The following is a 14684-nucleotide window of genomic DNA, read 5'->3' on the forward strand; positions in this document are numbered from 1 at the left end:
TATGAAAAGAATAAAAATAATAAGTTTTTTCTGTGTGATGATGCAATTTTCCTGTACAGATGATTTATATCAGGATCCTATCACGTCAAAAGTGGCTACTAAATTTTATAGCACAGAAATCGAAATTGAAGAAGCCGTTAACGGTACTTATAATGGTTTGCAATTAAATGGCCTTTATGGACTAAATATGGTAGCTCTGGGAGAGATTCCTTCTGATGCGACTTATGATGAAGTTCCACTAAATGATGACGGTACGTTCGGCAAGTTGGATGATTTTAGTGTTACAAGTATTGTCGGTTCAATAGGTGAAACCTGGAGAGATTCTTACAACGCAATTCAGTGCGCTAATGTGGTGTTAAACAGAATCGAAAAGATTCCCTTTAAAGTTGCCGTTACTAAAGATAATCGAATAGGAGAAATGAAATTTATTCGCGCACTTTTGTATTTCAATTTGGTAAGATTGTATGGAGATGTGCCATTAGTTACTAAGGAAACAACAAATCCTAATAGTTATTTAGGGCAGGGAAGAGTATCTACTAAGGTTGTATATGAGCAAATTATAAAAGACCTTACAGAAGCCGAAGTCCTTTTGCCTGTAAAAGCCGCTAAACCGGGCAAAGTTATTAAAACTGCTGCGCAAGGCTTATTGGGCAAAGTCTATTTGACGCTGCATGATCTGCAAAAAGCTAAAATGTGGTTACTAAAAGTTAAAGATTCTAATAGTCATGATTTAGTGCCTATTGCAGATGTTTTTGATAGTAACAAGGAAACAAATAAAGAAATACTATTTTCAGTTCAATTTGCTTCCGGTATAAATGGTAATAGTGAAGGAAGTAGTATGCATCAAATATTTAGCCCCTCAGGAGCAATATCGGGAGCAAAAGGACATAACCTTCCGACCAAAAATCTGTATAATGAGTATACAACCGCAGATAGTCGTAAAGGTAAATACGTTAGCCTTACAGTATCAGGAGTTCCTTTTTCTTTAAAACTGACTAAAAGCAGTACAGTTCCTGCAGATGGAGGAAGTAATGTAGTCGTTATTCGTTATGCAGATATTATCTTAATGTTGGCGGAAATAGAAACGGAACAAGGTAATATTGCTGAGGCAGCAACTTACTTAAATTTAATACGAACCCGGGCAGGGCTTGCGAATATTTTTGCTGTAAATCAGACGGATATGCGAAGTGCTGTTGATTTGGAACGAAAACTTGAATTAGTGGGAGAAGGAGATAGATGGTTTGATTTACTTCGCAAAGGCACGGCAATAACGGTAATGAATCAGTGGTTTAAAAGTGAGGGAATATTGATAACTATTGATAGCCATAATCTCTTAATGCCTATTCCTTTAACAGAGATAAACACGGATCCGGCTATCAAACAAAATCCGGGTTATTAAGTTTTATTAAACACCAGGAAAGAAGCATGATAATTGTAAAAAGTGTCAAAATTATGTTTTTTTTCTGATCATCAAATTTATTTAAATCCAAATATAAAAGTACAAAATGAAAAAAATACACATAGCGATAGTATTGCTGATACTATTCTTCGATATTATTCAGGCTCAAACTCATTCTGATAAGCTCATTGGTATTTTAGAAGATTCCGGGAGCAAATATATTTTTGTGGCTGCGCATCGCGGAGATTGGAGGAATGCTCCCGAAAATTCTATAAAAGCGTTAAAAAAATCTATTGAGATGGGAGTCGACATAATGGAAACAGATGTCAGATTTACAAAAGACAGTGTTTTAGTATTAATGCACGATACGACCATTGATCGTACCACCACCGGAAAAGGGAAATTATCCGATTATACCTATGCTGAATTACAGAAATTTTATCTTACCGGTGGTCTAAACAGAAAGACTTATGAACGAATTCCGACTTTTGAAGAATTTATGCTTACGGCAAAAGGGAAGATACTGATAAACGTTGATAAGAGTTGGGAATATATAGATAAGATTGTTGACGTATTAAAGAAAACGGGAACACTTCGTCAGGCATTAATCAAAGGAGAAGATTCTTATACTGAAGTGAATGCTAAGTATGGTTCACTGTTAAATGATATTTTTTACATTCCCATTGTCAAAGAAGAACAAACAAACCTAAATGCTTTTGTTGATGAGTACCTCAATAAGACCCGTCCTATCGCCTTCGAGATACTATATTCTTTTGAAAAATCACCTGTGTTTGAACAAATAAAAAAGATAAAACAAAGAGGAAGAAGAATTTGGGTAAACACCTTATGGAGCGAAATGTGTGCCGGTCATGAAGATGAACGTGCTTTAGATTCCCCCAACGAAAATTGGGGATGGGTTATAGAGCATGGGGCAACAATGATACAAACCGACAGGCCGGCAGAATTATTAGAGTATCTAAAAAGAAAAAGACTTCATACTTTAAATTAGCGGAATTCATGACGAAAAGATACTATCCTAAAAGCGTGTAAGTTGAAAAAATTGCCGATAATTTCAGGATAGTGTCTTTAATTCGATAACTCTTTTTTTAATTTGTTGGTAAATAAGTCGTTTGTATTCAGTGTTTTTTGATCTTTTGCCACACGTGCTTGGTGAACAGGCGAAGCAATTACAGTTTGTCACTAATTATTTTTTTTGCCACTGACTTCAAGAAAGTGGGTTTACAACTTTGACAAAGAGTCGATAACTTTACAGGCCTATGAGCAAAGAAAGCCACAGATTAAAGGATTAAAAGGATTTACAAAATCTGTGTAAATCCTTTTGATCAGTGGCAAAAAAAATAATTCGTGCCAATTGGTGAAATTCGTGGCAAAATGATGAAAGAAGGTCATGAAAACGATGAGTCTAAATAACTTGTTTTTAATAACTTAAAAAGAATTAGATAGGATTAAAGGATTAAAAGGATTTACAAAATCTGTGTAAATCCTTTTGATCAGTGGCAAAAAAAATAATTCGTGCCAATTGGTGAAATTCGTGGCAAAATGATGAAGAGGGTCATGAAAACGATGAGTCTAAATAGTTCGTTTTTAATAATTTAAAAAGAATTAAAGGATTAAAAGGATTTACAAAATCTGTGTAAATCCTTTTGGTCAGTGGCAAAAAAAATAATTCGTGCCAATTGGTGAAATTCGTGGCAAAATGATTAAGAAGGTCATGAAAACGATGAGTCTAAATAACTTGTTTTTAATAACTTAAAAAGAATTAGATAGAATTAAAGGATTAAAGGGATTTACAAAATCTGTGTAAATCCTTTTGATCAGTGGCAAAAAAAATAATTCGTGCCAATTGGTAAAATTCGTGGCAAAATGATTAAGAAGGTCATGAAAACGAGGAATCTAAACAACTTGTTTTAATAACTTAAAAAAGAGTTAGATAGAATTAAAATAAAAAGATTCACACAGATAGTATTGAATCATTTTTAATTCTTTAATCTGTGCTTTTTTTGCTCGCAGTCTTTAAGATTAGGAACTTTTTGTCAAAGTCCCGAACGCACTTTCTTAAAATCTAGAATTACTACAGATTTTATCTGATTAAAGCTTTTTTCTAATATTTTTGTCGTCATATCTTTGAAAAAAACCTCGTTTTTGGCTCTTTTTGAGTGATTTCGGGGTTTGTTTCTTGCAAGGTAATTTTGTAAAACGATAGTTTGTGTTATTGTGGATGTACCTAATTATTAGTTGTGCAGTATTTTGTAAGAATAAATATTGCCTTTTGCGGTTATTTTTAAAAACATCACATTGCTACTCGACCTAAGATCACTATAGTTTATTGTAATTTTGTTATAACCTAAATTTAGATTTTTAGCTTTAGAATACAATTCCTGACCGTGAATATTAAAAATTTGCACTTTAATTTCACTATTGCTTTTTGAATTAATTTCTATGTTAAAGTATGCTGTGGAAGGGTTTGGGTACACTTTAAATTCAAAATCATTATTTGTTTCTAAATCCTCTGTTTGTGCTATCCCTAATTCGTTATTCTTAGCTTCAATAGTTTTAGGTGTGGACGCAATTTCTATTTTTTCTTGTGTGTTATCTACTTTTTTTGGATATGAAAAATGAGTTTGGATATGATCTTTAAGTTCAGAATATTTAAATTCATGTATTTTAAGTATCCCCGGTATTTTAAATTTTCTATTATTAGAATTAGAACCCAAGCGAATTTTAGCGGTAGTATTCCTCTGTAAAAATTCATTCATAGGAGAATTAGTATCGTTGAACTTGTAATCCAGACCAAAGTAAGTTGCTGACAAATATTGAGTGCTAACTGGAATTGTAGTCTGCTTTATTTGTACTTCAATCCACATAAAGCGGGCTGTAAAAAAGTATCGTACTGTCCAGACTGCATCAACAGGAGTCTGCTCTTTTAGAGTAAATAACGGATCAAATAAAAGATAATCGTAATGAGTACCATTTTCATGATATCTTCTAAGCATCATGGTTTGATTTTGATAGTAGACTTCTAAAGATCTCCCTTTACTGCTTTCAAAACTCAATAATTGATCCCCATTTTTTGGTGCTTCAAAATCACAAATGATTACTAGTCCATCAGTATTTTGAGATAAATTATTTAATTGATTCGCAGTAATAATCTGTGAATTATGATCGGGTTCCGACGTGCTTGTAAGTATATTATTCCCATAAGGCGCAAAATAGGAATAAGGCTCTGTCTGAGAAAAAGACATATTAAAATTTAGCACCAATAGTACGGATAAAAACTTTGTTTGTCCTATCGAAAAAGGATAAAGAGAAATATTTTTCATAACGTATAAATTTATATTTAATCAAAAAGTGGATTGTATTTGGGACCAGATATCAGGTCTGTCAGTTGTCAGGACGGATATATTAAAATAAGGGATACTCATTAAGTAGTAATGATCTCCTCTAACGTCAACACGAATATCTTTAATATTCCATTGCGCCCATCTGTCTACGTTACCTTTAGGTCCCATGGCCTCTTCAGTATAAGTTCCTGGTCTTAATCCAGTTACTTTATAAGTATACTCAAATAAGTTCTCATATAATTTACCTCCTCTTCTAAAAGAGGTATTGGCAATTTCGCTCTCGCTTTTAAAGTTGGTTTCAAAAGCCATAATTTTATTGCCGGCTTTGCTATACCAGGTGTCAATAAATTGAGCTTTAGACTGGATATCGCCACCAGGTTGCAGAATAGGAAAATATAGGATTTTAGAAAGTAAATTAATATCGAAACCGGGTGGCATAGCATCTACAATGTCTTCATAGGTATATGCCACTTTGAATGCTACATATTGTAAGGCATTTTTAGTGTTGGCTTCTTCAATACATTTTCTTAATATTAACATATAATCCTCTTTTTGCATTCTTTCTGCGTTTGTTGGATTCAGTTGAGGGTCATAATCACACCTTGCTATGCACTCTTTGGTATACATATCGTTTCGCGATTTGGCACCTTTAATATCAACGGTTAATACTGTTTTGTTTGCAATCATTTCATCTAGTATGTCAGAAAAAGTTATGAAATTATTGTCACTGATAGTTCCATTGCGCTTTTTTAACTTTAATGTTTTTAATTCATTCAGGGTTTTATCATAAATATAATCCGTATCTGGTCCCGAATAGTTTGTAAGACGTTGTAAGTAATAGTCGTGACTTACAACGATTAAATTATCTTTAGTTCGCGTAATATCCGATTCTATAACTGTTGTGTACTTCAATGCGGCTTTTATAGCTTCAGGAGTATTTTCAGGAGGACCATTACCTAAGTCGTATCCCCAATACCCTCTGTGTGCAGCAAATATGAAGTTAGATTTTTGCTCTAAATTGGGGGATTTAATTTTACTCCAAATTGTGCAAATTGGATTACCGGAATTATCTAAATTGTAACAAAAATGATTGGAATCAAATTGTGCATTTCCTCCTGATGAATTAATAATGCCAATTCCCGGCACTTTGATTTTAGAAAAAACTGCATTTGTGGTAAATACAAAAATCCTTAATTTAATTTTACTTGACAAAAAATTATAAACGGATGTTTTTTGAGATTTACCATAACGGGATTTATCAATAGCCCATATGGCACTTTTAATATCATTAGTTGCCCAGTTATCTGGATAATTTGACAACCAACTGACGTCAGTATTGGGTATTGTATTCTTTGCATAAGTATAGGGGGCTCCCGCAAAATTAGCTGTGGAAGCACTAGTAGTCAGTAAATAGACTAAAACGCCTCCTTTATTAGGTTTACTTTCGTCATAAGTCCAAACTTCCATTTGAATAGTGCCATTATTAGATGTTTCCCCTATTATTCCTCCGGTTAAATCTGCATTAGGATCAAAAATATTTAATAAACTTATTTCAGCTGTTGTATTTAAAACTTGGTTGGTCTGCCCCACAACTATGGTAACAGAGAAAAAAAACAGTAACTGACTTAAAAAGGCCAAGAATTTTATACCAAAATTTTTGGCGTAAAGATTTGTTTTATACATCGTTTTAAGTTTTTAATTAGGTTTGATCTGCAAATTATGAATGGATTTTTTTAATCCTGTATAGTCTTCTTTGAGTTTATCCAATTCCTTTTGCTGGTTAATGGTATAAAGCATAAGTTCTTCTATTTTCTCTAAAAGTGTTACATTCATTTCGTGTAAATTATAACCGTTTTCGGATACAGATTTTTGAGAAGGCATATTGGGTAAATGTTTATTCACAGAAATAAACTCATCGATTTCTTTTAGTGTTTTTAATTCATAAGTATCGTTAAAAACATAATCGGCCCATGTTGCTTTAGGCCCAATTCCATAATCTTCACTCAAAATACCATTATGAACAAATAAATCATAGGAACTTCTCATTGAAGTTTTAATATCGCTGGGTTGTAAACCCCCAATATATACATTGTCACTAGTGTCCAAAAACATATTTGAGCCTGTATTATTTGTTCCAATAAATAGACCGCTGTTTGAAAGAGTGCCAATCCATCCGGTACTATTTTTACCGGGCCCCATTATAACTTGAACACCATTAACATCACTAACGAATCCTCCATTTGCATGAACTTTAAATTGAGGAGAATCAATCCCAATCCCAATATTATTGCCGGGAAAAAAAACCTGATCATTGCTGTCACCTATATATACTTTATTTCCTGTATTGGACGAAATTTTTAAGCCCTGTTCATCACCATTACTCTGTATAAAAGAGGTCTCGCCTTCTACCCATGAAGTTAGATTGTCCCAACTTGCATTCCATGTAGGATTTTGTATAACAGTCTTACCAAAAAGATGGAGTTCATTTCCGGAAGCGGGAATCTTGGTAAGATACATCAATAAATCAGCGTCGGTAGTTCCTGGTCCTATAAACCAACTGAATGATCTTGGTATATTGGTGGCATTGTTATTAGCATCAATAGTAGTTGTAAAATTGGCATCGTTGGTCCAGTTGTTAGTTCTGTCTGCTGTCAGTTCTGCAAAAGTCAATAACTGTGATTGGGCATAACTCCAATTAAAAGGCATGGATAATAGTACTAAAACCAGTAACGATTTGTTTGCATTTTCAATTAAAAATTTCATAGTTGTTTTCATATTTTGTAGATTTTAAAGGTTAATTTAGGTACATGTTTTTTGTCTGTGGCTGGTCAAACACTATTAATCCATACGATTCAATCAGCTGTTACTCTGAGCTAGATTATTAGAGCTTTGATTCCTTATTGTTTCGGTATAATTACTTCTATTCCCGAAGATGAAATGCTTATTAATGAGAGTATGTTTTTCTCTATAAGAAGGAAATTATATGTATTAAAATTGTTGGTTTATTTTATAAGTTTTCTTAGTAGAAAATTCAAATTGAATGGCCCTTTAATTTTGTTAATTGTTTAATGAAATAAAGAAACTAATTTTTCGTCTGGAGAGCGATGATACTTTGTGATTCCGATTTAGGATTGACAAGCATATTTTGTCAGTTTTATTACTATATTTTCACGAGGCTCTTAAAGTCTGTATTTACATTGTTAACTTTTAAACCACATTAAAAAAGTAAGAATAAAATTACAATTCAAAAGTAATGCATCTAGGAGTGATGCTTGTCTCTCGATTAATATTTGATTTTAGTGAATTTATATTCGAAAAAGCTTCTATAAGTATCAAAAGGTTGACATAGATTTATATATTTAAAAAAAAGCGTATAATGCTATACTTTTAGCAAAGAACAGCTATTCCGGATTTGCATAGTCTGGAGAAAATCAAAATATTTCAGTTTGAAATACTTTGATAGTGAGGTTTGTAATGTTTTTTTTGTTGTTGAAATTCCGTTGCGAAACCCTCAAAAAAGGAGTGCAGGTTTTGGTTTTAAAGTAGAACTTGAATAATAACCTTTTGCTTTAAAATTGATGAAAAATCAAGAATTAAACGACTAATTAATTCAAATTAGACTTCGTATCTTTGATAAAAAATATACTACAATGAAATTATACAAATTACTTAGTTTTTCTTTTTTAGTAGCAACACTGACAAGCTGTACTTTCACAGAAAATATTTATGTAAATGACAACGGAACCGGGAAGTTTTCAGTAGACCTGGACGGTTCTTCCTTAATGGCAATGGCGGGAGACCAAATCGGAAGTCAAATGGGAGCCGAGGCTAAAAAAGACATTGATTCTACTTTTACCTTCAAGCAGTTGTTTGAAGAGAAAAAAGACAGTATCGCTAAGCTTTCGCCGGAAATGCAGAAAGAGTTTAAAAAAATAGAAAACTTTGTAGTTCACACCAAAATGAGTTCAGCAAAGAAAGAATTTTTAATGACTTTCTCAACCGATTTTAAAAATGTAAATGAATTGCAGGACATATTACAAACACTAAGTACGTTCCAAAAGTTAGATAAAAGCGGAGCTGCAGCTCCATTTGGAGGTGATTTTGGCAACAATAACAGTAAGTTAAGTTATACCTATGACGGAAAGAAATTTACCCGTAAAGCCATAGTTGACAAACAAAAATTGGCAGAAAAGGTAAAAGATAGTACCGCAGATATGTCTAAAATGATTTTTTCATCATCGACATACATTTTAAAATATCATTTCCCGAAAAAAATCAAAAAAGTATCTAATCCCGACGCCTTGTTTAGTGAAGATCGAAAAACAATTACAATTCAATACCCTTTTACGGATTATATGGAGAATCCTGACAAACTTAACTTTGATGTAGAGTTTGAAAAATAATAAAAAATGAATAAAAAAATTCAACTTCAAGATTTAGGAAGTAAAGACTATAAAGCGACCTGGGAATATCAAGAAGAACTTTTTAAAGATATTGTCGACTTAAAAATAAGAAACAGAAGAGAAGAGCTCGATTTAGAAACGCCAAATTATTTGCTTTTTGTAGAACACCCGCATGTGTATACGTTGGGTAAAAGTGGTGATTTTGAGAATTTGTTGTTAAACGAAAAGCAACTCGAAGCGAAAGGAGCAACGTTTTACAAAATCAATCGTGGTGGTGATATCACCTATCACGGACCAGGACAAATTGTAGGGTATCCGATTTTAGATTTGGAGAATTTCTTTACTGATATTCATAAATATTTGCGTTTTCTGGAAGAATCTATTATTCTGACATTGGCCGAGTATGGTTTAGAATGCGGACGCAGCGAAGGTGAAACCGGCGTTTGGCTAGGTGTTGGAACTCCGTTTGCCCGAAAAATTTGTGCCCTTGGTGTACGGGCTTCGCGCTGGGTAACCATGCACGGATTTGCCTTAAATGTAAACGTAGATTTAGGGTATTTTGATAATATTATTCCGTGTGGAATTCGTGGAAAAGGAGTTACTTCTCTAAACGTAGAATTAGGCGTAGAGCGTGTCGATGAAGAAGAGGTGAAAGCCAAAATCTTAAAACATCTGACTGCTTTATTTGAAACCGAATTCATTTAAAAATAAACTATTTAAAAGAGAAAAAACATGGGGAATTCTGAAGAAAATAACAATTATAAAATTGCTGTTCCTTCAGAATTTCAAACTGTTTTTTCTCATTTTTATTTTGCAGAAAACAAAACCGATTCTCCGGTAACGAAAACACTAATACCCAGTTTTCAGACGATACTGGTATTTACCTTTGGTGCAAAAACCTCTTTAAAATCACAGCAAAACAATACCCTTGAAGCTGAAAAATGCCTTGTTTTGGGTCCCATAAAACAAGCCTTTGATTATACATTAGCATCAGGTTCTCAAATTCTGGTTGCCAATTTCAAAGAAGATGCTTTTTACAGATTCTTCGGAAAAGCCCTTGCAAAACATACCTTACCCGTACATCCGGATGACTTAATTTCGGACAATTGTTTTGCCGCTTTATGGGAAGAGTTGCAGCAAATTCCCGATACAAATGATCGTGTGGCTCATATATTAGCATTTTGTAAACCATACTTAAGAGAACAAAATGCAATTGCGATGCTCTTAGCCGATTTTAAAGAACAAGCCTTAAATCCGATTAAAACAATTGCATCCAAAACCAATCAAACAGAACGGAATATTCAGCTCAATCAAAAAAAAGCTTTCGGGTATACCATCAAAGAAGCCAATCGTTACGAGCGTTTTCTAAAAGCCATTGAGCACATTCAGAAAGATGTAGAGACTACCGGAAAAGTAGACTGGCTTGCTATTGTGGAAGCATGCAGCTATTACGATCAAAGTCAGCTCATTCATGATTTTAAGTATTATATGAATATTTCGCCTACCAAATTTCTGAAATTCCAGAGTGATATCTGTGGTTTTAAGACCCAATAATTTTTTTTAGCATTTCGGATTTCGTTTTCTTACAATTGGTATTCTTTCTTCCGATCTACATTTGTCATGTTCAATCTTAAAAACATAGAAAACATGAAAAACTTAATCATTTACGCACATCCAAATTCAGACAGTTTAAGCCATTTTTTTAAACAAACGATTATCGAAAGCCTTCAGGAATCAGGTCAGGAGGTTGAAATTCGCAATTTAAATAAGATCGATTTTAACCCCGTTCTTTCTTTAGAAGATATGAAGGGTCAAAGAATAGGAAAAGTAGCCGCAGAAGTGCAAAAAGAGCAGGATTTTATAACTTGGGCAGATCAAATCATTTTTGTTTATCCGATTTGGTGGACAGGAATGCCCGCAATAATGAAAGGCTATATTGACCGTGTTTTTAGTTATGGATTTGCGTACCGATACGATCAGGGCGTTCAAAAAGGACTGTTTACAGGCAAGAAAGCCATCATTGTAAATTCGCATGGGAAATCAAAAGAAGAATATGAAGCCATTGGAATGGATAAAGCGCTGGCTTTAACTTCAGACACAGGGATTTTTACCTATTGCGGGCTTGAAATTCAAGAGCATTTTTATTTTGATAAAGCCGACAAAGCTTCTTCGGAGAATAGCGCGGAATGGGGGAATCAGATTAAATCGCTTTTAAAAGAAAATACAATGATTGTTTGATTTGTTATATTTCTGTGTAATAGTGATTTAAGACAATTTTTTTAAATAATTGGAGTTATTTGTTTTAGATATCCAAAAACAAACTAGTATTCTTAAAACCTAAAAAATCATGCAAAGTGTAATTACCGATCTCTCGCGATTTATGGAATTTAATGAAGCGGAAAGTATTGCTTTTAGAAGTATACTTAAACTGAAAAAAGTTAAAAAAAATCAGCATCTTTTAATCGAAGGGGAGGTTTGTAATTTTGGCGTTTTTGTAGCAGAAGGTTGTATTCGCTATTATTATCTGGTTGATGGGGTAGAATCTACAGGGAATTTTTTCTTTGAGAATGATTGGTATTCCGATTTTGAAAGTTTTTTATACGGTAAACCCTCCAGAATAAATATTGAGGCCTTAGAAGATTGTGTATTTTATTTGGCCTACAAACATGATTTTGAAAAATTGGTAGCAGAATATCCGGTCTTTAATTCTTTTTTGCGTGTCATGATGGAAAGAACGATAAAAGGGCTAACAGGACGAAATATGATGATGTCATTATTGTCTAATGAAGAGCGTTACCTGAAGTTTATTAAATATTGCCCAAAAGTAATGGAAAGAGTTTCTTTAAAACACATTGCCAGTTATTTAGGGATAAAACCAGAGAGTTTAAGTAGAATCAGAACCCGATTAACGCTTAATAGTAAAATCTTAACTTAAGTCAATTTTTAAGAAATTTCGTCACTCTATTTTTGCTTTAGTAACTGTAAAGCAAAATAAAAATGAAACGCATATTCCTGATTATTTTTGGCCTTTTTGGCTTTATTTCCGAGGCTCAAACCGGAGCTGTAAAAGGAAAGGTAATTGACAAACAATCTGAAAAACCTTTAGTCGGCGTTCTTGTCACCCTAGTCGGAAATGAGAGTATCGAAGCCGTAACGGATAGTAACGGTAACTTTAAATTACTGAATATCCCTATTGGAAGACAGAATCTTACGATCAGTTTTACAGGTTATGAAAACACTTCGGTTTCTGATCTGGATGTAACTACCGGAAAGGACAATCTGCTGACCATCTCGATGATTGAAAAGTTTAATGCGCTGGATGAAATTGTAGTCACCTCCGGATCCAGCAAAGCCAAGGCGATCAATAAAATGGCACTTGTTTCAACCAAACAATTTACCACCGAAGAAGTAAATCGATATGCCGGAGGAAGAAGTGATGTCGCGCGTCTGGTGTCTAATTTTGCTGGAGTATCTACCGGAGATGACAGTCGAAACGATATCGTAGTGCGCGGGAACTCTCCGTCGGGGATGTTATGGAGGATAGAAGGGATGCCGGTTCCAAGTCCAAATCACTTTTCGACTTTGGGAACAACAGGAGGGCCTATTTCGGCATTAAATCCCAATCTTTTGGCTAATTCTGACTTTTTGACCTCGGCTTTTCCTGCTGAATACGGGAACGCAATAAGCGGTGTTTTTGACCTTAGTTTCCGAAAAGGAAATCCGGATGACTATGAGTATATGATTAGTGCAGGTGCCTACCCCGGTGTAGAATTTATGGCAGAGGGACCGTTGGGCAAAAAAGGAGGTTCGTTTGTAGCAGCTGCAAGATATGGTTTTGTTGGGGTTTTAGGACTGGCGGGAACAGATGCTCAGCCTAATTATCGGGACATTAGTTTTAATGTAGATTTAGGGAAAAGCAAGATTGGAAACTTCTCAGTTTTTGGAATCTACGGCACTTCGGATATTAAATTTCTGGGAAGTAAAATTGATAAAGAAGACCCTTTCGCAGCGCAGGATGAAGATGCTTTTGTGAAGTCGGGATTTGCTTCTATAGGCGTAAAACATAATTTAGAGATTGGAACCCGATCTTATTTAAAGACAATTATCGGAGCTTCCAATGCTGAAAACTCCTATAGAAATGACCGGTATTATGGTTTTCAAACGCCAAACGAAACTAAATTATCTTTCACAGACATCAAAAATTCGGAAAACAGAATTACATTTTCAACTTTGTTCAATTCTAAAATAAATAAGAAAACAACATTCAGGGCAGGGTTGCTTTTTGAACATTACACACTTGATGCTAAAATGGCTTCCCGTGACAGACAGCAGGATTCAGATGGAGATGGTTATCCTGATTTTGTTCAGGTTGTCGATAATAATGGTAGTTATAATATTATGCAACCCTTTGCTCAGGGTCAGTTTCGATTGACTGAAAAACTGACTTTTAATGCGGGTGTTCATGGACAGTATTTTTCGATCAATAAAGAGTTTGTTTTGGAGCCCAGAACAGCCTTGTCTTATGCGGTAAATCCAAAAAACTCCATTAGTTTCGGTTTTGGTATACATCATCAAAGTGTACCGGTTCCTGTTTTGTTTTTGAATGAATTTATAGATGGAAATCCGTTGCAGACCAATAAGAATTTAGATTTAGTAGAAAGCAAACATTATGTTTTAGGGTATGATGTTCGACTGGCTAAAAAATGGAGAGGAAAAGTAGAGGTATATTATCAGGATATTGACAAAGCGGCTGTACAATCCTTTCCAAGTAGTTATTCCTCCTTAACAGAGGGAGCGGATTTTGGCTATTCAATCGATAAAACGTCGCTGATCAGTAAAGGAAAAGGATACAATCAAGGAATAGAATTTACAGTTGAAAAGTTCTTTAGCGAGGGTTATTACGCTTTGTTTACAACGTCATTTTTTGAAAGTAAATACAAAGGTAGTGATGGTATAAAGCGAAATTCGCCGTTTAATAATGGTTATGTAATTAATCTTCTGGGAGGAAAAGAATTTAGAATCGGAAAGGAGAAGAAAAATGTTTTTTCGATCGACACCAAATTTACAACGGCAGGAGGACGTTATTATACCCCTGTAGATTTAGCGGCTTCCAATGATGCAGGTTATGAAATTAGGGATGATGCCAATGCCTTTAGTAAACAATACGATCCCTATTTGAGATTGGATATTAAGTTCGGAATTAAATTTAATAGTAAAAAGAAAAAGAGATTCCACCAGTTTTATATCGATTTTCAAAACGTAACCAATCACACCAATATTTTTACTAAAGAATATAATCGATTAACGAATAGTATCAATCAAAAAGACCAAATCGGATTTTCACCGGATTTCGGATATAAATTTCAATTTTAAGAATCTTAAAGGGAGTATGAAAAAGGAAGCAAAAGAGATGTTTTTTTGCTTCCTTTTGTTGTTTTGATTTCATGTAGAATCTCGAAAAGTACTCGATTAATATCGCTTTTCAATATAAAAAAAGCTTTTATATCAGCGTTTTTGCCA

At 34.0% G+C, this 14684-nt stretch carries 11 protein-coding genes; 8 read left to right on the forward strand and 3 right to left on the reverse strand.

Translation table 11 applies throughout. The features are described 5' to 3' along the window. Position 1: 1 nt before the first annotated feature. Positions 2-1399, forward strand: a complete 1398-nt coding sequence (locus tag ACHRV3_RS09065; protein ID WP_395434012.1) for a RagB/SusD family nutrient uptake outer membrane protein — start codon at positions 2-4, stop codon at positions 1397-1399. Positions 1400-1505: 106 nt separating this feature from the next. After that, the gene (locus tag ACHRV3_RS09070; protein ID WP_395434013.1) at positions 1506-2408 is read left to right on the forward strand and encodes a glycerophosphodiester phosphodiesterase family protein; all 903 of its coding nucleotides are present in this window, start codon (positions 1506-1508) and stop codon (positions 2406-2408) included. A 1243-nt stretch (positions 2409-3651) separates the two neighbouring features. On the opposite strand, the gene ACHRV3_RS09075 is transcribed toward ACHRV3_RS09070, so the two are convergent. Genes ACHRV3_RS09075 through ACHRV3_RS09085 form a run of 3 tightly spaced genes read right to left on the reverse strand, consistent with a single transcriptional unit; the run spans position 3652 to position 7536 of the window. Continuing rightward, complete coding sequence (locus ACHRV3_RS09075) at positions 3652-4740, reverse strand: T9SS type A sorting domain-containing protein (RefSeq protein ID WP_395434014.1); 1089 nt, start codon at positions 4738-4740, stop codon at positions 3652-3654. 21 nt (positions 4741-4761) lie between these two features. Next, complete coding sequence (locus tag ACHRV3_RS09080) at positions 4762-6444, reverse strand: glycerophosphodiester phosphodiesterase family protein (RefSeq protein WP_395434015.1); 1683 nt, start codon at positions 6442-6444, stop codon at positions 4762-4764. Positions 6445-6456: 12 nt separating this feature from the next. After that, on the reverse strand, positions 6457-7536 hold the full coding sequence (locus ACHRV3_RS09085) for a hypothetical protein (protein ID WP_395434016.1): 1080 nt from the start codon (positions 7534-7536) through the stop codon (positions 6457-6459). An 875-nt stretch (positions 7537-8411) separates the two neighbouring features. Here ACHRV3_RS09085 and ACHRV3_RS09090 point away from each other — a divergent pair. The 6 genes from ACHRV3_RS09090 (at position 8412) to ACHRV3_RS09115 (ending at position 14537) form a co-directional block, all read left to right on the forward strand. After that, positions 8412-9164, forward strand: coding sequence for a hypothetical protein (locus ACHRV3_RS09090; protein WP_047777940.1), 753 nt, complete (start codon positions 8412-8414; stop codon positions 9162-9164). Between the two features lie 6 nt (positions 9165-9170). Continuing rightward, a complete protein-coding gene (gene lipB / locus ACHRV3_RS09095; protein WP_395434017.1) occupies positions 9171-9869 on the forward strand; it encodes a lipoyl(octanoyl) transferase LipB in 699 nt (232 codons plus the stop codon). A gap of 27 nt (positions 9870-9896) precedes the next feature. Beyond that, complete coding sequence (locus tag ACHRV3_RS09100) at positions 9897-10718, forward strand: DUF6597 domain-containing transcriptional factor (RefSeq protein ID WP_395434018.1); 822 nt, start codon at positions 9897-9899, stop codon at positions 10716-10718. Positions 10719-10811: 93 nt separating this feature from the next. After that, positions 10812-11402 carry an NAD(P)H-dependent oxidoreductase gene (locus ACHRV3_RS09105; RefSeq protein ID WP_395434019.1) on the forward strand — a complete coding sequence of 197 codons (591 nt, stop codon included), beginning with the start codon at positions 10812-10814 and terminating at the stop codon, positions 11400-11402. A gap of 109 nt (positions 11403-11511) precedes the next feature. Beyond that, a complete protein-coding gene (locus tag ACHRV3_RS09110; protein ID WP_395434020.1) occupies positions 11512-12099 on the forward strand; it encodes a Crp/Fnr family transcriptional regulator in 588 nt (195 codons plus the stop codon). Positions 12100-12161: 62 nt separating this feature from the next. Next, a complete protein-coding gene (locus tag ACHRV3_RS09115; RefSeq protein ID WP_395434021.1) occupies positions 12162-14537 on the forward strand; it encodes a carboxypeptidase-like regulatory domain-containing protein in 2376 nt (791 codons plus the stop codon). The last annotated feature ends 147 nt before the right edge of the window (positions 14538-14684 follow it).

Source organism: Flavobacterium sp. FlaQc-49 (genome assembly GCF_044005985.1).
Taxonomy (GTDB): domain Bacteria; phylum Bacteroidota; class Bacteroidia; order Flavobacteriales; family Flavobacteriaceae; genus Flavobacterium; species Flavobacterium cupriresistens.

Coding starts and splice junctions, on each gene's coding strand:
- ACHRV3_RS09110 (WP_395434020.1), top strand. CDS start 11,512: ATGCAAAGTGTAATTACCGATCTCTCGCGATTTATGGAATTTAATGAA.
- ACHRV3_RS09100 (WP_395434018.1), top strand. CDS start 9,897: ATGGGGAATTCTGAAGAAAATAACAATTATAAAATTGCTGTTCCTTCA.
- ACHRV3_RS09105 (WP_395434019.1), top strand. CDS start 10,812: ATGAAAAACTTAATCATTTACGCACATCCAAATTCAGACAGTTTAAGC.
- ACHRV3_RS09070 (WP_395434013.1), top strand. CDS start 1,506: ATGAAAAAAATACACATAGCGATAGTATTGCTGATACTATTCTTCGAT.
- ACHRV3_RS09080 (WP_395434015.1), bottom strand. CDS start 6,444: ATGTATAAAACAAATCTTTACGCCAAAAATTTTGGTATAAAATTCTTG.
- ACHRV3_RS09090 (WP_047777940.1), top strand. CDS start 8,412: ATGAAATTATACAAATTACTTAGTTTTTCTTTTTTAGTAGCAACACTG.
- ACHRV3_RS09085 (WP_395434016.1), bottom strand. CDS start 7,536: ATGAAAACAACTATGAAATTTTTAATTGAAAATGCAAACAAATCGTTA.
- lipB (WP_395434017.1), top strand. CDS start 9,171: ATGAATAAAAAAATTCAACTTCAAGATTTAGGAAGTAAAGACTATAAA.
- ACHRV3_RS09065 (WP_395434012.1), top strand. CDS start 2: ATGAAAAGAATAAAAATAATAAGTTTTTTCTGTGTGATGATGCAATTT.
- ACHRV3_RS09075 (WP_395434014.1), bottom strand. CDS start 4,740: ATGAAAAATATTTCTCTTTATCCTTTTTCGATAGGACAAACAAAGTTT.
- ACHRV3_RS09115 (WP_395434021.1), top strand. CDS start 12,162: ATGAAACGCATATTCCTGATTATTTTTGGCCTTTTTGGCTTTATTTCC.